We start from the raw sequence: 18,174 nt of genomic DNA on the forward strand, positions 1-18,174 counted from the left end.
TCTTATGAAAAAGTGGCTTCCTGCCCTGCTCTGCCTGGTTCTGCCCCTGCTTGCGACGGCGGCACCGGCCAGCAAACGTGCTCTGCTCGACATTGCGGACGTGCAGGGACTGCGCCCCAACCAGTTGGTGGGCTATGGCCTGGTGGTCGGTCTGTCCGGCACCGGGGATCGCAGCCAGGTCAAATTCACCGGTCAGTCGATGGCCAACATGCTCAAGCAGTTCGGTGTGCAGCTGCCTGACGATATCGATCCCAAGCTCAAGAACGTGGCCGCGGTGTCGGTACAGGCGACCCTGCCTGCCCTGGCGGGCAAGGGCCAGCTGGTGGACGTGACAGTCACCTCCATCGGCGATGCCAAGAGCCTGCGTGGCGGCTCCTTGCTGTTGACGCCACTGCGGGGTATTGACGGTGAAGTCTATGCGGTCGCCCAGGGCAATCTGGTGGTCGCCGGGGTGAAGGCCGAAGGCCAGTCCGGCTCCTCGGTCACCATCAATGTCCCGACCGCAGGTATCATCTCCAATGGCGCCATCATAGAGCGGGAGGCGGTCAACAGCTTCGCCGACAAGCCTGAAGTGACCCTCAACCTGCATCAACCCAACTTCCGCACCGCTCGCAACGTGGAGCGCGCCATCAATGCCCAGTTGGGGCCGGTGGCCAGGGCGGTGAGCGCGGGCCGCATCCAGTTGGCGGCCCCCAAGGATGAGAGCCAGCGTATCTCCTTCATGGCCTTGCTCGAGGACATCCAGATTGACCTTGGCAAGGCGCGGCCCAGGGTGGTGTTCAACAGCCGGACCGGCACCGTGGTGATGGGGCAGGGGGTCAAGGTGCGCAAGGCGGCGGTCAGCCATGGTAGTCTCACTGTCACCATAGGCGAGAGCCAGACGGTGAGTCAGCCCAACGCCTTCTCCAATGGGCAGACCACCACCACACCGAACTCCCAGGTCCAGGTTGATCGGGAGCGCAACAATATGTTTGTCTGGCCGGAAGGCACCTCCCTCGAGGTGATCGTCAAGGCGGTCAACTCCCTGGGAGCCACCCCGGATGATGTCATGGCCATACTGCAAGCCCTCGATGAGGCGGGAGCCCTCGAAGGCGAGCTGGTGGTCATCTGAGGACCTATCATGACTAGAATCACATCAGAACCTGGTTTTTATCAGGATCTCAATGAGTTGCAGCAGATAAAGAGCAACCCGGATCAGCGGGCCGCCCTGGAGGCGGCCGCCGGCCAGTTCGAGGTTGGCTTTTTGCAGACGGTGCTCAAGCACATGCGAGCCGCGACCGATGCCTTGCAAGACGAGGATGACAAGCTGATCAAGGGCGAGGGGCTCTATCGCGACATGTATGACAGCCAGCTCGCCATGAGCCTGGTGCAGCGCGGTGGTTTGGGGCTCAAGGAGCAGATGGTCAGGCAACTGGATCCCGCATTAAAGAATCCCGAGCCCATGGTCGCTTCACAGGAACAGGGTCTGGTGGCTTTCCAGCAACCCCTGACCCGGATGAAGAAACCGGGGTGATGCCAAGGCATACCCGCTTCGATCCCTATCGCCAACCTGCCAACAGAAGGAACGCTGACAGATGTCACTGCTCAATATCGGCTTCAGTGGTCTCAACGCCGCCCAGATAGCGTTGAATGTCAGCGCCCAGAACATTGCCAACGCCAATACCACCGGCTATTCGCGCCAGGAGGCCATGATGGGCAGCCTGTCTGGTTTTGGTCGGCTGGATAACGGCATGGGGGTTGAAGTCGTCGGAGTGCGCCGCATCACCGACGACTATCTGGTGGCCCAGCACTGGCGTGCCGGCTCCTCCCTGGGATCTGCCTACTCCTTTCATCAATACATCAATACCACCGAGCAACTGCTTGGCAGCGAATCGATGAATATTGCCAAGGGACTCGACAGTTTCTTTGCCTCACTCAGTGCGGCCCTGGACAGTCCGGAAACCCCGGCCCAGCGCAGCCAGATTGTCAGCTCGGCCGGTGCGCTTGCCAACCGTTTCAATCAACTAAGCGAGAGCCTGCTGACTCAGGAGAAGCAGATCGACGATCAGCTCAACGGCAGCGTCAGTCAGGTCAACAGTTACCTGGGGCAGGTGGCCGAACTCAACAAGCAGATCGGCGATCAATCCTCGAAAGGGGTGAATACCTCGGTGCTGGAAGATAGTCGGGATCAGGTGATCCGCGAGCTTTCCACCCTGATGGAGGTCAGGGTCAACCGCCAGAGCGATGGATCCGTGGCACTCAGCCTGCCTCAGGGACAACCCCTGGTGCTGGGCGCGAGCAGCAGCAGCCTCACCATCAAGGGTGACCAGCTCTCCCTGAGCTTTGGCCCCCAGACGTTCGAGGTACCCAAGCTCAGTGGCGGCACCCTGGCCGGCATGCTCGCTTACCGTGCCGAGGTACTGCGTCCGACCCGGGATGAGCTGGGCCAGATAGCCAGCAAGCTGGCCGATGAATTCAATGCCAAACAGATGAACGGCATAGACCTCAATGGCGGCACCGGCAAGCCGCTGTTCGTCTATGACCCGCTGGATCCTGCCGGCACGCTCAAGCTGGCGTCGGGTTTTAAAGGGGACGATCTCGCCTTTGCCCAGGTCGGAGGGGGCCCGGGCGACAACCGTAATCTGCAGGCGCTGATCACCATCAAGGATGGCCAGTATGACGCCTACGGTAGTTTGCTTGGCCAGATGGCGGTGCAGAGCGGCCAGGCCAAGGCCCAACTGGATGCCAACGCCAACCTGGAGCAGCAACTCTCCCTCAAGCTGAGCAGTGTCAGCGGCGTCAATACCGATGAGGAAGGGGTCAAGGTGATGGCCTACACCAAGGCGTATCAGGCCAATGCCAAGGTGATCAGCACCTCGGATCAACTCTTCACCTCTCTCCTGAACATGTTCTGAGGTTAAGTCCATGATTGTCAGCGCCGACCAGCACCCGCTCTTCACCTTTTTCCTGAACATGTTCTGAGGAACTCTCCATGCGTGTCAGTACCAACCAGATCCAGCTCAGCATGCTCGGCAACCTGCAACAGGGCTTCGGTGACTATGCGCGGCTCGATCGTCAGATCGCGAGCAACAAGCGGATCCTGCAGCCATCGGATGACGCCATCGGCAGCGTGCGCCTGCAGGGGCTGCACAAAGAGCAGACGGCCATGGCCCAGTACCAGAAGAACATTTTCAATGCCAAGAGCCAGCTATCCCAAGGGGAGCAGCAGCTCGACACCATGACCAACATGCTGATGCGATTGCGAGACTTGACCCAGATGGCGGCCACCGGCAGCATGTCCCCCGATGACAGGGCTGCGGTTGCCAGCGAGCTGGCGGTGCTCAAGGAGGGTCTGCTCGATCTGGCCAATGGCCGCAACGAGAGTGGCTCCAGCCTGTTTGCGGGCAGTCAGGTCGACAAGACCGCCATCGTCAAGGATGCGGGTGGCAACTACCTCTATCAGGGGGATGCCCTGGTGCGGGAGGTGGTGGTGGCCAAGGGGGTGACGGTCGGCCTCAATCACACCGCCGATAGCCTCTTCATTCAGGGCGGGGACTTCTTCAAACAGCTGGACGATCTGGTGACGCTGCTGGAGAGCTCGACCGGTGATACCAATGCCGAGGCGGGTGCCATGCTGGATCGCAGTCAGCTGTTGCAAGATGAGATCAGCCAGATGGTGAGCGGCATAGGCGCCCGCATCAATCTGCTCGACCAGATCGACGAGAGCCATGCCGAGAAGACCATCTATAGCAAGGAAGTGAGCAATCAGATAGAGTCCCTCGATTATGCCGAGGCGGTGACCAAGCAAGCCCATGTGCTGATGGCTCTTCAGGTCCAGCAGCAGGCGTTTGCCAAGGTCAATGGCCTGAGCCTGTTCAACTACATTCCCTGACCCGGATAAGGACCCAAGATGCAGATCCAGCAGACCAGACCGGGCGGTGTGGCCGAAGCCCCCGCCCAGCTCAAGTTGCGCGGTCAGGCATCTGTCCAGGGGAAGAACAAGAGTCGCCAGCCGGTCGCCATGGATCGTCACCCCAATGTGGCGAGGCTGGAACGTTGGGCGCTGATTGGCACGGCCCAGCAACGTATCGCCCATGCTCAGGGTGGCGAGCAGGCCCTCGGTCAGGTGTGGGGCGAGCTCAAGCGCCTGGAGCGGCAGCTCTCGCAGACCACGAGTGCCGGGGGGGAGATAGTCCAGCGTCTGCGCGCCCTCGAAGAGAAACTGACCAGTCAGGATGCCCCCTTGACGGATGCCCTCAAGCCGAGGTTGCTGAATGGTGCGGGCAGCCGGGTTCATTATGGGGTCGATCATCTGGAGCTGCTGACGGCCAAACCGACGGCCGAGCGACTGGTACTGGCCTTTCCCGTCAGCAACAGCGCGGTGGAAGTGTTGATTCCGGCGGGAGCCCAGGGACAAGAGGTGATCAAGCGGCTGGATCAGGCCCTGCACAAGGAGCAGATCCAGGCCAGGATGAGTGAGCAGGGCAAGCTGGAGCTGAGTCTACCGGAGGCGCAGAGACGCAAACTGGATGAACCTGTCCTCATCAGTGGTGAAGGGATCCGGATCCCGGCCGGTAACCCGGTGCCGGTCAAGTTCAAGCAGCACCCTGGTCAATTGAGCCTGCTGGGTGAGGGGCTGGGGCGCGGTGAGATCAAGCAGGAGCAGCGCAGATTGCACAAGCTGCTCGGCGAGATAGAGCAGTCGGTTCGCGAACTCAAACAGTTCCGCCAGAAGATGGTCCAGCAGCTGGACAAGGTGAAATCCCGCAGCCAGAGTCTCAAGCTCGATGAGCTGGAACAGCTGCAAAGCAAGTTGAGCAGCCAGCTTAAGGATGGCGGTTTTGCCGGTACCATGGCGGGCCTGTTGGCCCAGGCCAATGTCTCCCGCCAGAATGTGGTGGCCCTGCTGGCCTGATCGCGTCGTGCATTTGGTGACACAGACAACACCCCGTGACCCGGGGTGTTGTCGTTTCTGGCATCCCCGCTCCCGGATTATCCCGTCTTGAGCAAGGCGTAGAGGGTCAGGTCGCTGGCGAGCCCGGAATCTTCCAACCCCTTCTCCAGGGTGCTCAGGAAGGTCGCGTTGTGCTGGCGAACCGTGTGATAGCTGTAGAAGAGGTCCGTGACATCCCCCTCGGTCAGGGGCGCATCCCCCATGGCCAGCAGGCACAGGTAGCTGCGCAGCAGGAAGTAGTCCGCGATCAGCAGGCGATAGGCCAGCTGCGGACTCTGTCCCTGGGCCGGGAACTGGTTGTGATAGACGTAATAGAGCAGATGGTTCTGCTGAATATGGGGTCGTTCGGCCAGGAAGGGGGCAACCCGTTCATGCCAGCACTGATGCAGGCTGGCGAGCTTGTGTTCATCATACTCGCCCTCCAGCACCCGATTGATGGTCTCCAGACAGCGGCTCATGGTCACGCGCCCACGGCGCTGCTGGTGCTGGTTGTTGAGCATCAGCAGATGGGTGAGGGTGCGCAGCGCCCACCACTGGATCTTGCCAATGAAGGGGAGCTGGGCGAAGGCCGTGGCGAGTTGGCCCTGCTCTATCATGGGCACCATCTGCTCGAGGAAGGCCTGGTTGGATACCTTGCTCTCATCTCTGTGTGCCAGCATGCCAATCAACCAGAGCCGCTCTTCCACCGTCATGGTATCGGCCAGCAGCACGTCGATGCTCAACATGTGCAAGGAGGCCTGGGCAGGAGCGATGGCCTTGGGCTTGCCCTTGCCGATGAAGGGGGTCGCCTCCATCGCCATGGCCTGAGGGTCGAGCAACACCCGGCGGCTGACCTCGGGGCAGGAGAGCATCAGACTGCGCCTGTGCTGATCACCCAACTGGGTTTGCTGCCTGGGGTAGCTCTTGCAGGTGTGGCTGAGGGCTTCGGGGCCCGCCTGCTTGTGGACATTGCACAATCCTGTTCCGTCGAGGAAGGGGCAGGCTCCCGTCTTGTCCATGCGGATGGTGCCCCAATGAGCATCGGATTTTTTCACCTTCTGGATATGCTGTTTGGCGGTGCTCTGGATGAGTTGATCAGGGTGGCTGACGTAGTGGCGATAGGTCTGCTTGTCGATGGAAATGGTCCAACCATGACAGCAGTTGTCTTCGCATCGATCGCCGATGCACTGGAATTGCTGATAGTACCTGGGGGTAAGCAGGGTATGGGCCATTCTGATCTCCTTGCGTGGCTTGAACCTCATGATCGCACGGGCGGCTGCCCGTATTGATCGCTGTGGCCGACGCACTGCAAGAAGGGTGCCCGAAGTGGCAAGCGATGCACCCAGGCTGGGGGCGGGTGAAAATTTTAAAAAAGTGCGGCCGTCATTTCATTTTCACCGCCGGGCGGTCGCTCTTGAAGGGAGTCAACCAATCAGCTGCCCGGCAGCATCTCACTCAAGGAAACGACCATGGGTCTGTCCATTCACACCAACTTCGCCTCGCTGACCACTCAGAGCCAGCTCAATACCACCAACAAGATGCTGGGCACCGCCATGCAGCGTCTGGGCACCGGTCTGCGCATCAACTCCGCCGCCGACGACGCCGCCGGTCTGCAGATGGCTACCCGCCTGCAAGCCCAGTCCAATGGCCAGAAGGTTGGCATGCGCAACGCCCAGGATGCCGTCTCCATGATGCAGACCGCCGAAGGCGCCATGGACGAGATGACCAATATCGTCCAGCGCATGAAGGACCTGGCCACCCAGGGTGCCAACGGCACTGCGACTGCCACAGACCGCGCGGCAATGGGCTCCGAAATGAAGGAACTGGCAGCAGAGCTCAAGAACATCACTGATAACACGACCTTTGGCGGTGCTTCCTTGCTGACAGATACTACCGGCCAGTTCGAGAAGGGCGCCGTCAAGTTCCAAATTGGTGGCACTTCAGCAGAATCACTGGATGTGGATGCATCCACCAACGTTAAGGCCATCAACACCGCGGTGGAGACTGCCATTGATACTGATCTGACAGATTTTGATGATGTCACCAAAGTCACTCAGACTGGCATGCAGGCACAGATTAAGAAGATGGATGACCTACTTGGGACCATCGGCAGTGCCCGTTCCCAGTTCGGTGCCAACATCAACCGTCTGGAGCACACGGTCAACAACCTCTCCAACATGAAAGAGAACACCGACATGGCGAACGGCCGCATCATGGATGCCGACTTCGCCCAGGAGACCACCAACATGACCAAGAACCAGATGCTGATGCAAGCTGGCATGTCCGTGCTCTCCAACTCCAACCAGATGACCGGCATGGTCACCTCCCTGCTGCGTTGATACCTGTGGCACTCATCCCCTGGATGAGTGCCTTTTTCCGCTTCCCCTCCCGCCCGGTTCCGCTTTCCCGCATTTTTTCAGTAATTCATTCAAGTCTTGCAGCGCACCTGTCGCTTCTCTTCTTCGTACGGTTATCCGCTGCGGTCGCAGCCTTCCTCGAGGAATAGATCATGGGTTTGTCCATTCACACCAACTTCGCCTCTCTGACCACTCAGAGCCAGCTCAATACCACCAACAAGATGCTGGGCACCGCCATGCAGCGTCTGGGCACCGGTCTTCGCATCAACTCCGCCGCCGATGACGCCGCCGGTCTGCAGATGGCCACCCGTCTGCAAGCCCAGTCCAACGGCCAGAAGGTCGGCATGCGCAACGCCCAGGATGCCGTCTCCATGATGCAGACCGCCGAAGGGGCCATGGACGAGATGACCAATATCGTCCAGCGCATGAAGGATCTGGCCACTCAAGGCGCCAACGGCACCACCACTACCGATGATTACAAAGCCCTGGACGCTGAGTTTAAGGAACTGAGCAAAGAGCTGACCAACATTGTTGATAACACCACCTTTGGTGGTCAGAAGTTGCTGAAGGGCGGTGCGTTTGAGGTTGCTGGTGGTGTTACCTTCCAAATCGGTGCATCCAGCACTGAAAAGCTGACGGTGGATGTGGAAGCCGCCATGAAGGATCTGACCGGTACTGCAGGAGCTAAGGGTATTGCGGACGCTGATATTGTCGCTGGTATAGGTGATCAAGGCAAAGCCAGTACCGCGATTACCGACACAACCAACCTGCTTGATCAAATTGGTGCTGTCCGTTCCTCCTTCGGTGCCAACATCAACCGTCTGGAGCACACGGTCAACAACCTCTCCAACATGAAAGAGAACACCGACATGGCGAACGGCCGCATCATGGATGCCGACTTCGCCCAGGAGACCACCAACATGACCAAGAACCAGATGCTGATGCAAGCTGGCATGTCCGTGCTCTCCAACTCCAACCAGATGACCGGCATGGTCACTTCCCTGCTGCGTTAATAGTGTTAACGGGCTGCCCTGTCCGGGCGGCCTGTTTTTATCGCCTGTCCATCGGAAAGCAGGTGCCTGTGTTTTCCAATCGACATGCCGGATGAACCTAGTCTCAAGGGTGTAACAAGATGCAGATAGATCCCTCCTCCATGGCCTCTCAGCTGGTTGCCGCCGAGCGTCAGAACATGGATGCCCTGCTCAATCGCCAGATGGCGAGCGTCAAGGGGCAGCAGACGGCGTTGAGCGCGCTCAACACCAAGCTCTCCACCTTCCAGACCATGCTCAAGGACTTGAACAAGGCTTCCACCTTGCAGGCCCAGAAGGCGACTATGTCCCAGGAGGGCTTCATGACGGTCACCAGCAACGGCAAGGCGAGCTCGGGTCAATACAGTTTCTTCGTCGAGCAGCTGGCTCAGGCTCATCAGCTGGGGGTGCAGCTCGGCAGCGACACGGATCTCCTGCCGGCGAGTGGCACTCTCTCTCTGGCGGTGAAGGGCAAGACCCTGAACGTGGACCTGGCCGCCCTGCCGGCGGGGGCGACCGTCAAGGATCTGGTCTCCCACATCAACAATGCCACGGACAACCCCGGGGTCAAGGCGACCCTGGTGCGCACCGATGGCAAGGTCAACCTGGTACTGACCGGCAAGGAGACGGGGGAGGAGAACGTCATCAATCTGAGTTACAGCGGCGATCCGGCCAGTGCCTTCGCCACTGCGCTGGCGGCTCGCACCGACATCACCAAGGCGCAGGATGCCAAGTTGCGGATGGGGGGGGATAGCCCGCTCACCATCACCTCTGCCAGCAACAAGATAGAGAATGTGGTCGATGGTCTCACCTTGGAGCTGACCAAGGTGCAGGCGGCCGGGGATCCCCCGATGCAGGTCACCATTGGTCAAGATACCGAGGCCGTGACCGGCTCCCTCAAGCAGTTTGTCGACAGCTACAACGAGCTGGTGGGCGAGTTGGCCAAGATGACCGCCAGCGATCCCAAGGCGCCGGGAGCCCTTGCCTCGGACAGTGGGGTGCGCGGCCTCAAGAGCCTGCTGGCTGCCAAGGTACGGGATCTGCCCAATGGCCTGACCCTGAATAGCTTGGGGATCAAGACGGATAAGGCGGGCAAGCTGGCGTTCAACGAGGCTGACTTCAACAAGGCGCTGGAGAAGGATCCCGAGCTGCTTGGCAAGGCATTGATGGGGGATGATGGTCTGCTCAAGCGGATGAGTAACGCCATGGATCCTTACACCAAGCGGGATGGGATGCTCAAAGGACGCAAGACGGGTCTTGAGAACAACCAGCGCCGTCTGGACGAGCGGATGGAGGCACTGGATCGGCGCATGGAATCCACGTATAAGCGCTACCTCAATCAATTCACCACCATGAACCAGATGATGCAGACCATGGGTTCTTTGTGAGTCGATGCCCGCGCTCTATTCTGACTAAGTGAGTTTTCCATGTTTGAACACCAAGATGGCTACGATGCCTACCAATTTGCCGCCACTCAGGCCAAGGCCGCCAGCGCCGATCCCCATCAGCTGGTGCTGATGTTGATGGATGGCCTGCTCGATGAGATAGCCCGGGCCGAAGGCCATATCCAGGCCAGGCAGTATGAGCGCAAGGGGCAGGCCATCAACAAGTGTCTGCAGATCCTCGGTGGCCTCGACAGCGCCCTCGACATGGAGAAGGGGGGGGAGCTTGCGGCCAACCTGCACCGTCTCTATGACTACTGTGGCCAGCGCCTGTTCGAGATCAGCGTCAGCAATGATTTGGCTGGTTTCGCCGATGTGCGACGCATTCTACTGGAGCTAAAACAGGGCTGGGAAGCCATGGCGGCTCACAAGGGGTGAAGCAGGCGGAAGCAGCACTTCCCGCCATTCCCATGTCGACATCCTAATTCATTGATAATTATTATTTATTTTATGGCCCACTCCTTGCTAGTGGCTATGTGCTACCACTCATTAAGGCCCTTGCCATGCCCGTCAAAAAGCCATCGATACCCGGCATCGAGTATGAGACTCGCCAGCGCCAGCTGCTGGCTCTGGGTCGTCAGTTGCAACAGCAGGCCCAGGCCGGTCAGTGGGATGCGGTGCGCTTGACCGATCAGCGGCTGGCACAGTTTTGCGGCGCACTGGCGAACTCGCCCTCCCTTTGGCAGGCTCTGCAGCCTGTCCGTCAGCAGATCAAAGCCTGGCATGGCGAGGCGCTTGCCCAGTGCCGGGCCGAGCTGGAGACCCGTCAGCAAGAGTGGCAACGACTCAGTCAGGGGCGCGAAGGGATGCAAGCCTATGACGAGGTGCAGTCATGGCTGTGATCCGCCATCTGGAGCAGGCGACACTGGCCGCCGCGTCCCCAGAGCAGGGCACTATTCGTAGTCGCCAGCCGGTGGAGCCCGAACAGGGTTACCTGCCGCTCGACAGCCCCCACGCTGAGGTACCGCCTCTTCCTTTGCCAACGCTGCCTCAAGAACAAGGCAATGAGCAGGCCCCGCCGGAAGAGGGTCACCATGATGAGGAGGCGCTGGCCGCCGCCCTCGCTGTTTTCCTGCAGCAAGACCCCATGACTGGTTTCACAGCATCCACGAGCAGCGGCTTCTCCCGGCGCAGTGCCGGGGTGGAGACACTGACTTTCAGCGTGGAGTCGCGCCCGACGCAGGTAACCCAGGCACTTGTCTCGACTCGGGAGGATCGGCCGCTGTTGCCGGATGTGCCATCGCTCGCATTCGAGACGCTGCAGGCGAGGCTCAAGCTGCGTCAAGGTGCCTTCGCCGATCTGGCCGGTCAAGCCAGCCAGGCTGAGCATCAGACTCCCGCGACAACCCGCGCCGGTGAAGCCGTTACCGCCCGTCCCTTACCCGTTTTGCCTCCCGCCCTGATCGCTGCGTTGGGGGGGGATCTGCCCAAAGGGGAGGGGGTCGAATCGAAAGGGATGCAAGTGCCCACCCTCACCACCCAGCAGCTGGCTCGCGGTCCCGAGTATCAATGGGCACCGGCCAAGCTGGCAGACAACCAGTCTCAATGGGGTCAGCAACTGGCCGATCTGCTTCGCGACAAGGTCGAGATGCAGGTCAACCATCAGATAAAGCAGGCTCATATTCGCCTGGACCCCCCTGAGCTGGGGCGCCTTGAGCTCACGGTGCGGATGGAGGGAGACAAGCTCAGTGTGCAGCTGAATGTGGCTAATCCGGCGGTGCGTGACGCCCTTATCCAGTCAATGGAACGGCTGCGCATGAGCCTGGCACCCCATCATGCCGGTGGGGTCGAGGTCAATGTGGGTCAGGGGGGCGAGCAGGAGCGGCGTCAGGCCTGGACTCAGGATGAGGTACTGGCCGGGCGGCGCGACTGGGCCGATGAACCCTCACCGACCGACACCCGGGGCCGAGATTGGCTCAACACCCTGGTCTGATAGCAACCGAACAACAAGGTAACGAGATACGATGCGGCGATTTTTCAAGTGGTTGATGGTGATAGTGGCGGCTTGCTGCTTACTGCTGGTGCTAGCTTATGGCGCTTATCTGAAGCGGGAGCAGATCGGGGTCTGGCTCGGTCTGACCGAGGCCAAGCCTGAACTCAGTGCGACGCCGTTGTTCAAACCCATGGAGCGTTTCGTCATCAGCCTGGAGGGCGGGGCCCAGACCCATTATCTGGTACTGGAACTGGCCCTGGTGACCCACAATCCGGCCCAGCTGACCGTGCTGGAAGAGCTCAAACCCCTGATCCGCAACGCCATGGTGCAGTACTTCAGCCATCGGACCCTGGAGAGCGTGCGACAGGAGCTGCAGAACATCAGCGTCCTGCAGAGCTCGCTGCTTGGCAAGTTGACCACGACGCTACAGGGATATGGTTATCAGACCTATCTGGATGAAGTGCTGATCACCAAGGTGTTGGTGCAATAGGTCCGCGATGAGTCATTCGGAGTGGGAGCAGCCAGATGTCTTCGCCGCCAAGAGGCCCATCTTAGGCGAGCAGGCCATCTTGATGCGCTATCTGCCCCTGGTCAAACGGGCGGCCAGTCACCTGCGTAGCCAGGTATCTGCCAGTTTCGATCAGGATGACATGGAGCAGGTGGGCATGATGGGCTTGCTGGAGGCCTGGCGTCGCTATGATGGTGAGCCGGATCAACAGTTCGAGAGTTATGCCTTCAAGCGCGTCCGTGGCGCCATGCTCGACGAGCTGCGTCGTCTCGACTGGCGACCACGCCAACTGCGCCAGCAGGTCCATGTTTACAACCAGGCCCAGCGCGAGCTGCACAACAGCGCAGGGCGCGCGCCGACCGAGCAAGAGCTGGCCGATGCGCTCGCCACCTCGGTGGAGGAGGTCCGCCAGCTTGCCTATGCCAGCCAGGCCGAGGCTTTGCAGAGTCTGGAAGAGTGGCTGGAGAATGGTGGCCGGGCGCCGACCGCCGAATCCGATGATGCCGACCTGGCCATGACCCTCAGCAAGGTGCTCGCCACCCTGGACAAGCGGGAGCAGTTGCTGCTCTCCCTCTACTACCAACATGAGCTGAACATGAAGGAGATAGCCCTGGTACTCGGTCTGACCGAGTCCCGGGTTTGTCAGCTGCATAAGCAGTGTGTGCTTCAGCTCAAGAAGCAATTGGTCGATTCCATCTAATCATGCCTCGCCACACCCCGTGGCGAGGCTCCTTGTGTTGTGCGGGAGCATTCATGCAAAAACAGCTAGGCCTGGGCATCATCTTCGTGTGTGTGCTGGGCGGTTTCATGATGGCCGGTGGGCGCCTGCTCGCCCTGTGGCAGCCCGCCGAGATGGTCATTATCTTCGGCGCGGCCATCGGCTCCATGTTCATCGGCAACTCCAAAGAGGTGCTCCACGAGATGTGGCGCCAGATCAAACTGGTGGCCAAGCCAAACAAGGCTGAGCGGGAGCTCTACCGCGAGTTGCTGACCTTGATGCATCAACTGCTGGAAGAGACCCGCAGCAAGGGCCTCAAGGCCCTCGATGAACACATCGAGAATCCGCAGCAGAGCTCGGTCTTCCTGATGTACCCGCAGATCGCCGAGGATCCTCAGTTGCTGGGCTTCATCATCGACAACCTGCGCCTGCTCGGCATGGGCAAGATCAGCCCCCATGAACTGGAGACCATGCTCGAGCAGGAGATCATGGCCATCGAGGAGGAGATGCTCAAACCGGCCCATGCCCTGCACAAGACAGGGGAGGCCTGCCCGGGCTTCGGCATACTGGCGGCGGTCATGGGCATCATCATCACCATGCAGCAGCTCGATGGCCCTCTCACCGCCATTGGCGTACACGTGGCTGCGGCCCTGGTCGGCACCTTCATCGGGATATTCATGTGTTACTGCCTGCTCGAGCCCCTGAGCAGCGCCATGGAAGATCTGGTCAAACGGCGCATCTCCCTGCTGATGTGCGTCAAATCCATACTGCTGGCCCAGTTGCGTGGCAAACAGCCTCTGCTTGCGGTGGACTCGGGACGCAAGGTATTAGAGCCCGACGTCAAACCCAGCTTCATGGAGCTGGAAGAGTGGGTCACCAACAAGGCGATGTAGATGCGTAACCACGAACAGATCATTATCAAGCGGCAGAACCGACGCAACTCGGCGCCCAAGAGCGGAGGGGCCTGGAAGGTGGCCTTCGCCGACTTCACCCTCGCCATGATGGCCCTGTTCATGGTGCTCTGGATCCTGGCCGTCTCCAATCAGGAGGAGCGTGAGCAGGTCGCCAGCCATCTGCGTGATTACAGTATTCTGGACAACGCGGCCAATCCCTTCGATATCCGTAATAGCCCCTTCCCGGTCGACCTCGGCGGCCAGCCCTCACCCCTGGAAGAGCTGGTGCCCGTTTACACGCCGGACGGCCAGTTGATGCCCAGACACAGAGACCCCAGCCAGAGCATCCTCAATGAGAAGGGAGTCGATCACTACAGCAACCTGATTGTGGGGCGGGTCGAGGGCAAGCAACAGATGGCGCAATTGGCTGGCGTCATCGACTCCCTGGCCGATCAACTGCAGGCCAAGAACAACCTGGAGCTTCAGCTGGTGCCGCAGGGGCTGCGGATCCTCATCCGGGACAACGAGGACAGGGAGATGTACAGCCGGGGCAGTGCCAGGATCAGCCCCTTCTTCCGTCATCTGCTGATGGGGCTGGCCCCGGTGTTTCAGCGGGTGGAGAACCGGGTGATGATCTCGGGCCACACGGATAACACCCCCTTTGCCGGAGACAACTACAGCAACTGGGAGCTCTCCTCCGATCGCGCCATGATGGCCAGACGGGTGTTGCTGGCAGGCGGCATGCCGCCACAGCGGATTGCCCAGGTAGTGGCGATGTCCGATACCATGCTGGAGGATGCCGATAACCCGACCGGTAGCCGTAACCGGCGCATCGAATTGCTGATCATGACGACCGAGGCCGAGCAGAGCCTGGATCAGTTGTTCAGCTCACAGATACAGGCCGCGACGGCCCAGGCCAAGGAAGGTGTGCCCAGATGAAGGATGAACTAGCCCATGAGCTAACGCTGCAGCAGCAGGATCCCAGGCGCAAGGTACCGCGTTGGTATCTGCACGACGGCACCACCCCCTTAGAGGCGCAAAGCTGTGGCATCGCCGCTCGCCTGCTGATCAGCGGTCTGTTGTTTGACAAGCGGATCGGGCGGGCAGTGATCAAGGACATAGGACCTGGCGGGGTGGGCTTCCTGGCCCCGTCCCGTTTCGAGCTGCCTGACACCATCAGCCTCTCGCTTGCCCCCCACATCCGGCTCGAGTGCCAGATCATGCATAGGCGCGGCATCGGCCAGTATTTGAGTTTCTATGGAGCCAGCTGGACGGATCCGGGACAAGTGGATCTGGCTCCTGTGCTTAGCCACTGGCGACACTGCTTCATGGCAGTAGCGGAACCGGGCGTCGATCCAGACCCAGCGGATCAGGCACCTTCTCCAACCTGAGCCCGCCTTGACCCAGGTCCAGTCCCTTGCTTGCCTGGAGCAGCAAGGGATCATGCAGACTCTCCAATGAAATGGTACTGGCGATAAAGGGCCCCCTGGTCGCTTGATATCCACTGGGTGGGTGCCCGTCGGATGTGCTGTAGGCAATGGGACAACGGTTTACCCCCTGAGCCTGGGGCAGGCGCCAGGCGGGATTCCAGCGACTGGCATCATTCATGGAAACACCTTTCTCAAGCGCCCAGGCCAGCAGGGAACAGCCCTGAGGTTCTGATTCGAGTTGCAGATCGGCCCCTTGGCGCCAGGGGGGTAGCATGAAACTGTAGCGATCTGGGTTCTGCAACAGACGAGAGAGGGCCAGCAGGCGTGCGACATAGAAACGCGTCTCCTCCGGCAGCGCCAGATCCCACAGATTACGGCTGTTGGCGGCCAGTATGGCCTTGGCGACTCGACCCTCCCCCGCGTTGTAGGCTGCCAGGGCCAATGGCCAGTCCCGATCGAACAGTTGATAGAGCCAGGCGAGGTAGGTGAGTGCTGCCTCGGTGGCGAGCGGCAGGGAGTAGCGGCCATCAAAGCTGCTGTTAATGGGGACCCCGAAGCGACTCGCCGTCTGGGGCATCAATTGCCAGGGACCGGCTGCCCCCGCGTGGGAGACAACCTCCAGCCGGTAACTGCTCTCGATGAGGGGTACGAAACTGAGCAGGGGGGGGAGCTGTCTGGCTTCGACCTGCTGGGCGACCCAGCGGATCATCGGTTGCACCTGACTCAGGCGTCGCTGCAGATAATCCTGCTGTTTGAGCAGGAACTGAGTCTGTTCCTGTACCAGCTCATTGCCCACCCCTGTCAGGGGGCTGGGAAAACCCGACTGCCAATGATAGTTTTGATAAGAATAACAACAGGATGATGTCAAAATTGTCAGCGAGTACAGCCATTTTGTTATGACTCTCATGGCGCCGCCATCTCTGGGTGGCCGAATGGGAATAAAAACATGGTTGCTCTCAACAGTTTTAGACCTTTTTTGTCGACTGTTCATGTGGATTCAAGGATGTGATGAGCATGATACCACAAGCAAAAAACCCCTCGACAGCAGGTAGAACACTGCAGAAATTTCTGCTCTATCTCATCCTGATTAACTTCGTGCTGATGGGACTCTACATCCTTTATATGGATGGACTGGGTTTGGCGACAAATATGCTGTTGAGCGCCCTCCTCATTCTCTACAACCTGCTGCTTTGTCAGCTTGTTTGCCTGCGAGCACGGCGGGCTGGGGATGGTTACATCATCTATCCCGTGGTCGGTGTGAGCATTGCCTTGTGTACCTTAATCCTTTATCGCTTTATTATTTCGCCCTGAATGGAGGCATTGCCTCAATGGGACTCTAATTAATCGCTGTCTTTTTCCAGCAAATAACTTGTGGAAAATCAACTCACTTAATCTGCCCTTGTCAGCCGCTGCGTCAATATGTTCCCCGCCGTAAGGATCCTTGCTTGAAAAGCACTTTACTCGTCCTTAAACTTCACAGTGGAGAAAAGTGGATCAAAGTGGTTTTTCTGGGCAAAGGCCCACCATGTGTTACTCATTGGGGATGGCTAATTTGTTGCGTGGTGCTCACGCCATCAGCCTGGATGTCAAAGGGCGACTGGCGATTCCGACCAAATACCGTGATTGGCTGCGCGACGAATGCGACGGCCAGCTGGTCTGTACCATAGACATCGCCCACCCCTGCCTGCTGCTCTACCCCTTGCATGAATGGGAGGAGATTGAGCGCAAGCTGAAGACACTCTCGAGCATGGATCCGGCACAGCGCCGCCTGCAGCGTCTGCTGCTCGGCCACGCGACCGAATGTGAACTGGACGGCAATGGCCGTCTTTTGCTCTCCCAGCCCCTGCGCACTCATGCCGGGCTGGACAAAAAAATCATGCTGGTGGGTCAGCTCAACAAGTTTGAGCTGTGGGACGAGTCCCGCTGGCAACATCAGATCGATACCGATATCGCGAGCCTGCCCGAGGATGACTGGGCTGGCTCGGATCGTTTACAGGATTTCTCGCTATAAATGAGCCAAGCCGCTGAACACATCACAGTGCTGTTGCACGAAGCCGTCGAAGGTCTGGCCATCCAGCCGGACGGCATCTACGTCGACGGCACCTTTGGCCGTGGCGGTCACTCCCGTCTCATCTTGGAAAAACTGGGCCCCCATGGCCGCTTGATCGCGATTGACCGCGATCCCCAGGCCATCGCCGAGGCCGCCAAGATCCAGGACTCCCGTTTCGAGATAGTCCATGGCCCCTTCTCCGGCATCACCGACTACCTCAATGATCGCGGCCTGCTCGGCAAGGTAAACGGCTTCCTGCTGGATCTGGGGGTCTCCTCGCCTCAGCTCGATGATGCAGAGCGCGGTTTCAGCTTCATGAAAGATGGCCCCCTCGACATGCGCATGGATCCGACCAGCGGCCAGAGCGCCGCCGAGTGGCTGGCCAGGGCCGATGTGGATGATATTGCCTGGGTGCTCAAGACCTTTGGTGAGGAGCGCTTCGCCAAGAAGATAGCCCGCGCCATCGTCCATGACCGTGCCACTGAGCCCTATGTGCGTACCCGGCCACTGGCGGAGATGATTGCCAGGGTCAATCCGAGCAAAGAGAAGGGTAAACACGCCGCCACCCGCAGCTTCCAGGCGATCCGCATCTATATCAACAGCGAGCTTGACGAGATAGAGACGGCCCTCGATGGTGCCTTGCAGGCCCTGGCCCCGGAAGGCCGTCTGTCGGTCATCAGCTTCCACTCCCTGGAAGATCGCCTCGTGAAACACTTCATCCGCAAACATGAGAAGGGCCCGGACGTTCCCCGCGGCATCCCCCTGACCGAGTCCCAACTGGCCGGTGGTCGCAAGTTGAAGTCGGTGGGCAAGGCACTCAAGCCTTCTGACCATGAAGTCAGCGAAAACAGCCGTTCACGCAGCTCGGTGCTGCGGGTCGCCCAGCGGTTGGCGGATTAACTC

Annotated in this window: 21 protein-coding genes; 19 read left to right on the forward strand and 2 right to left on the reverse strand. The window is 59.7% G+C overall.

Features of this window, described 5'->3' with window-relative positions:
* Window positions 1-4: 4 nt before the first annotated feature.
* The 5 genes from fgIL (at window position 5) to KYK33_RS02400 (ending at window position 4,894) form a co-directional block, all read left to right on the forward strand.
* Window positions 5-1,111 (forward strand): lateral flagellar basal body P-ring FlgIL, encoded by a 1,107-nt coding sequence (fgIL, locus tag KYK33_RS02380; protein ID WP_224431909.1) that lies wholly within the window; start codon window positions 5-7, stop codon window positions 1,109-1,111.
* A gap of 9 nt (window positions 1,112-1,120) precedes the next feature.
* On the forward strand, window positions 1,121-1,513 hold the full coding sequence (locus KYK33_RS02385) for a rod-binding protein (RefSeq protein WP_042041849.1): 393 nt from the start codon (window positions 1,121-1,123) through the stop codon (window positions 1,511-1,513).
* Window positions 1,514-1,574: 61 nt separating this feature from the next.
* Window positions 1,575-2,894, forward strand: a complete 1,320-nt coding sequence (gene lfgK / locus KYK33_RS02390; RefSeq protein WP_042041847.1) for a lateral flagellar hook-associated protein LfgK — start codon at window positions 1,575-1,577, stop codon at window positions 2,892-2,894.
* A gap of 77 nt (window positions 2,895-2,971) precedes the next feature.
* Complete coding sequence (gene lfgL / locus KYK33_RS02395; protein WP_224431910.1) at window positions 2,972-3,871, forward strand: lateral flagellar hook-associated protein LfgL; 900 nt, start codon at window positions 2,972-2,974, stop codon at window positions 3,869-3,871.
* Window positions 3,872-3,889: 18 nt separating this feature from the next.
* Complete coding sequence (locus KYK33_RS02400; protein WP_224431911.1) at window positions 3,890-4,894, forward strand: hypothetical protein; 1,005 nt, start codon at window positions 3,890-3,892, stop codon at window positions 4,892-4,894.
* A gap of 77 nt (window positions 4,895-4,971) precedes the next feature.
* Here the strand turns inward: KYK33_RS02400 and fliB are convergent, their stop codons facing one another.
* Complete coding sequence (fliB, locus tag KYK33_RS02405) at window positions 4,972-6,144, reverse strand: flagellin lysine-N-methylase (protein ID WP_224431912.1); 1,173 nt, start codon at window positions 6,142-6,144, stop codon at window positions 4,972-4,974.
* A 237-nt stretch (window positions 6,145-6,381) separates the two neighbouring features.
* Between fliB and lafA (KYK33_RS02410) the strand changes: the two genes are divergently transcribed.
* From lafA (KYK33_RS02410) to KYK33_RS02460, 11 genes are all read left to right on the forward strand, one after another.
* Window positions 6,382-7,251 carry a lateral flagellin LafA gene (gene lafA, locus KYK33_RS02410; RefSeq protein WP_224431913.1) on the forward strand — a complete coding sequence of 290 codons (870 nt, stop codon included), beginning with the start codon at window positions 6,382-6,384 and terminating at the stop codon, window positions 7,249-7,251.
* A 170-nt stretch (window positions 7,252-7,421) separates the two neighbouring features.
* Window positions 7,422-8,282 (forward strand): lateral flagellin LafA, encoded by an 861-nt coding sequence (lafA, locus tag KYK33_RS02415; RefSeq protein WP_224431914.1) that lies wholly within the window; start codon window positions 7,422-7,424, stop codon window positions 8,280-8,282.
* Between the two features lie 119 nt (window positions 8,283-8,401).
* Window positions 8,402-9,685 carry a lateral flagellar capping protein LafB gene (lafB, locus tag KYK33_RS02420; RefSeq protein WP_224431915.1) on the forward strand — a complete coding sequence of 428 codons (1,284 nt, stop codon included), beginning with the start codon at window positions 8,402-8,404 and terminating at the stop codon, window positions 9,683-9,685.
* 39 nt (window positions 9,686-9,724) lie between these two features.
* Window positions 9,725-10,117: a lateral flagellar export chaperone LafC gene (lafC, locus tag KYK33_RS02425; protein WP_042041837.1), complete on the forward strand. Its 393-nt coding sequence runs from the start codon at window positions 9,725-9,727 to the stop codon at window positions 10,115-10,117.
* Window positions 10,118-10,242: 125 nt separating this feature from the next.
* A complete protein-coding gene (locus tag KYK33_RS02430; protein WP_224431916.1) occupies window positions 10,243-10,581 on the forward strand; it encodes a LafX in 339 nt (112 codons plus the stop codon).
* Window positions 10,572-11,672, forward strand: a complete 1,101-nt coding sequence (locus KYK33_RS20175) for a flagellar hook-length control protein FliK (protein WP_269745809.1) — start codon at window positions 10,572-10,574, stop codon at window positions 11,670-11,672. Before KYK33_RS02430 ends, KYK33_RS20175 begins: the two co-directional genes overlap by 10 nt.
* 31 nt (window positions 11,673-11,703) lie before the next feature.
* On the forward strand, window positions 11,704-12,162 hold the full coding sequence (gene lafF / locus KYK33_RS02440; RefSeq protein ID WP_224431917.1) for a lateral flagellar basal body-associated protein LafF: 459 nt from the start codon (window positions 11,704-11,706) through the stop codon (window positions 12,160-12,162).
* Between the two features lie 7 nt (window positions 12,163-12,169).
* Window positions 12,170-12,880 (forward strand): lateral flagellar system RNA polymerase sigma factor LafS, encoded by a 711-nt coding sequence (gene lafS / locus KYK33_RS02445; protein ID WP_042041830.1) that lies wholly within the window; start codon window positions 12,170-12,172, stop codon window positions 12,878-12,880.
* Between the two features lie 53 nt (window positions 12,881-12,933).
* Window positions 12,934-13,791, forward strand: a complete 858-nt coding sequence (gene lafT / locus KYK33_RS02450) for a lateral flagellar motor stator protein LafT (RefSeq protein ID WP_042041828.1) — start codon at window positions 12,934-12,936, stop codon at window positions 13,789-13,791.
* Entirely contained in the window at window positions 13,792-14,730 is a 939-nt protein-coding gene (lafU, locus tag KYK33_RS02455) for a lateral flagellar motor protein LafU (protein ID WP_042041825.1), read from the forward strand.
* Window positions 14,727-15,182 carry a hypothetical protein gene (locus tag KYK33_RS02460; protein ID WP_224431918.1) on the forward strand — a complete coding sequence of 152 codons (456 nt, stop codon included), beginning with the start codon at window positions 14,727-14,729 and terminating at the stop codon, window positions 15,180-15,182. The genes lafU and KYK33_RS02460 overlap by 4 nt, the downstream gene beginning before the upstream one ends.
* Here the strand turns inward: KYK33_RS02460 and KYK33_RS02465 are convergent.
* Window positions 15,118-16,017, reverse strand: coding sequence for a lytic transglycosylase domain-containing protein (locus KYK33_RS02465; protein ID WP_224431919.1), 900 nt, complete (start codon window positions 16,015-16,017; stop codon window positions 15,118-15,120). The two genes, KYK33_RS02460 and KYK33_RS02465, sit on opposite strands and share 65 nt — an antisense overlap.
* A gap of 218 nt (window positions 16,018-16,235) precedes the next feature.
* Here KYK33_RS02465 and KYK33_RS02470 point away from each other — a divergent pair, with 218 nt between their 5' ends.
* From KYK33_RS02470 to rsmH, 3 genes are all read left to right on the forward strand, one after another.
* Window positions 16,236-16,532 (forward strand): hypothetical protein, encoded by a 297-nt coding sequence (locus KYK33_RS02470; protein WP_224431920.1) that lies wholly within the window; start codon window positions 16,236-16,238, stop codon window positions 16,530-16,532.
* Between the two features lie 241 nt (window positions 16,533-16,773).
* On the forward strand, window positions 16,774-17,232 hold the full coding sequence (gene mraZ, locus KYK33_RS02475) for a division/cell wall cluster transcriptional repressor MraZ (RefSeq protein ID WP_042041821.1): 459 nt from the start codon (window positions 16,774-16,776) through the stop codon (window positions 17,230-17,232).
* On the forward strand, window positions 17,233-18,171 hold the full coding sequence (rsmH, locus tag KYK33_RS02480; RefSeq protein WP_042041819.1) for a 16S rRNA (cytosine(1402)-N(4))-methyltransferase RsmH: 939 nt from the start codon (window positions 17,233-17,235) through the stop codon (window positions 18,169-18,171). It begins immediately after the preceding gene.
* The last annotated feature ends 3 nt before the right edge of the window (window positions 18,172-18,174 follow it).

Origin of the sequence: Aeromonas rivuli (genome assembly GCF_020149575.1) — a bacterium.
In the GTDB taxonomy this organism is placed as follows: domain Bacteria; phylum Pseudomonadota; class Gammaproteobacteria; order Enterobacterales; family Aeromonadaceae; genus Aeromonas; species Aeromonas rivuli.

Bases quoted from the DNA above. Each gene is read 5' to 3' on its own strand.
- fgIL (WP_224431909.1), top strand. From the start codon at position 5: ATGAAAAAGTGGCTTCCTGCCCTGCTCTGCCTGGTTCTGCCCCTGCTT.
- KYK33_RS02385 (WP_042041849.1), top strand. From the start codon at position 1,121: ATGACTAGAATCACATCAGAACCTGGTTTTTATCAGGATCTCAATGAG.
- lfgK (WP_042041847.1), top strand. From the start codon at position 1,575: ATGTCACTGCTCAATATCGGCTTCAGTGGTCTCAACGCCGCCCAGATA.
- lfgL (WP_224431910.1), top strand. From the start codon at position 2,972: ATGCGTGTCAGTACCAACCAGATCCAGCTCAGCATGCTCGGCAACCTG.
- KYK33_RS02400 (WP_224431911.1), top strand. From the start codon at position 3,890: ATGCAGATCCAGCAGACCAGACCGGGCGGTGTGGCCGAAGCCCCCGCC.
- fliB (WP_224431912.1), bottom strand. From the start codon at position 6,144: ATGGCCCATACCCTGCTTACCCCCAGGTACTATCAGCAATTCCAGTGC.
- lafA (WP_224431913.1), top strand. From the start codon at position 6,382: ATGGGTCTGTCCATTCACACCAACTTCGCCTCGCTGACCACTCAGAGC.
- lafA (WP_224431914.1), top strand. From the start codon at position 7,422: ATGGGTTTGTCCATTCACACCAACTTCGCCTCTCTGACCACTCAGAGC.
- lafB (WP_224431915.1), top strand. From the start codon at position 8,402: ATGCAGATAGATCCCTCCTCCATGGCCTCTCAGCTGGTTGCCGCCGAG.
- lafC (WP_042041837.1), top strand. From the start codon at position 9,725: ATGTTTGAACACCAAGATGGCTACGATGCCTACCAATTTGCCGCCACT.
- KYK33_RS02430 (WP_224431916.1), top strand. From the start codon at position 10,243: ATGCCCGTCAAAAAGCCATCGATACCCGGCATCGAGTATGAGACTCGC.
- KYK33_RS20175 (WP_269745809.1), top strand. From the start codon at position 10,572: ATGGCTGTGATCCGCCATCTGGAGCAGGCGACACTGGCCGCCGCGTCC.
- lafF (WP_224431917.1), top strand. From the start codon at position 11,704: ATGCGGCGATTTTTCAAGTGGTTGATGGTGATAGTGGCGGCTTGCTGC.
- lafS (WP_042041830.1), top strand. From the start codon at position 12,170: ATGAGTCATTCGGAGTGGGAGCAGCCAGATGTCTTCGCCGCCAAGAGG.
- lafT (WP_042041828.1), top strand. From the start codon at position 12,934: ATGCAAAAACAGCTAGGCCTGGGCATCATCTTCGTGTGTGTGCTGGGC.
- lafU (WP_042041825.1), top strand. From the start codon at position 13,792: ATGCGTAACCACGAACAGATCATTATCAAGCGGCAGAACCGACGCAAC.
- KYK33_RS02460 (WP_224431918.1), top strand. From the start codon at position 14,727: ATGAAGGATGAACTAGCCCATGAGCTAACGCTGCAGCAGCAGGATCCC.
- KYK33_RS02470 (WP_224431920.1), top strand. From the start codon at position 16,236: ATGATACCACAAGCAAAAAACCCCTCGACAGCAGGTAGAACACTGCAG.
- rsmH (WP_042041819.1), top strand. From the start codon at position 17,233: ATGAGCCAAGCCGCTGAACACATCACAGTGCTGTTGCACGAAGCCGTC.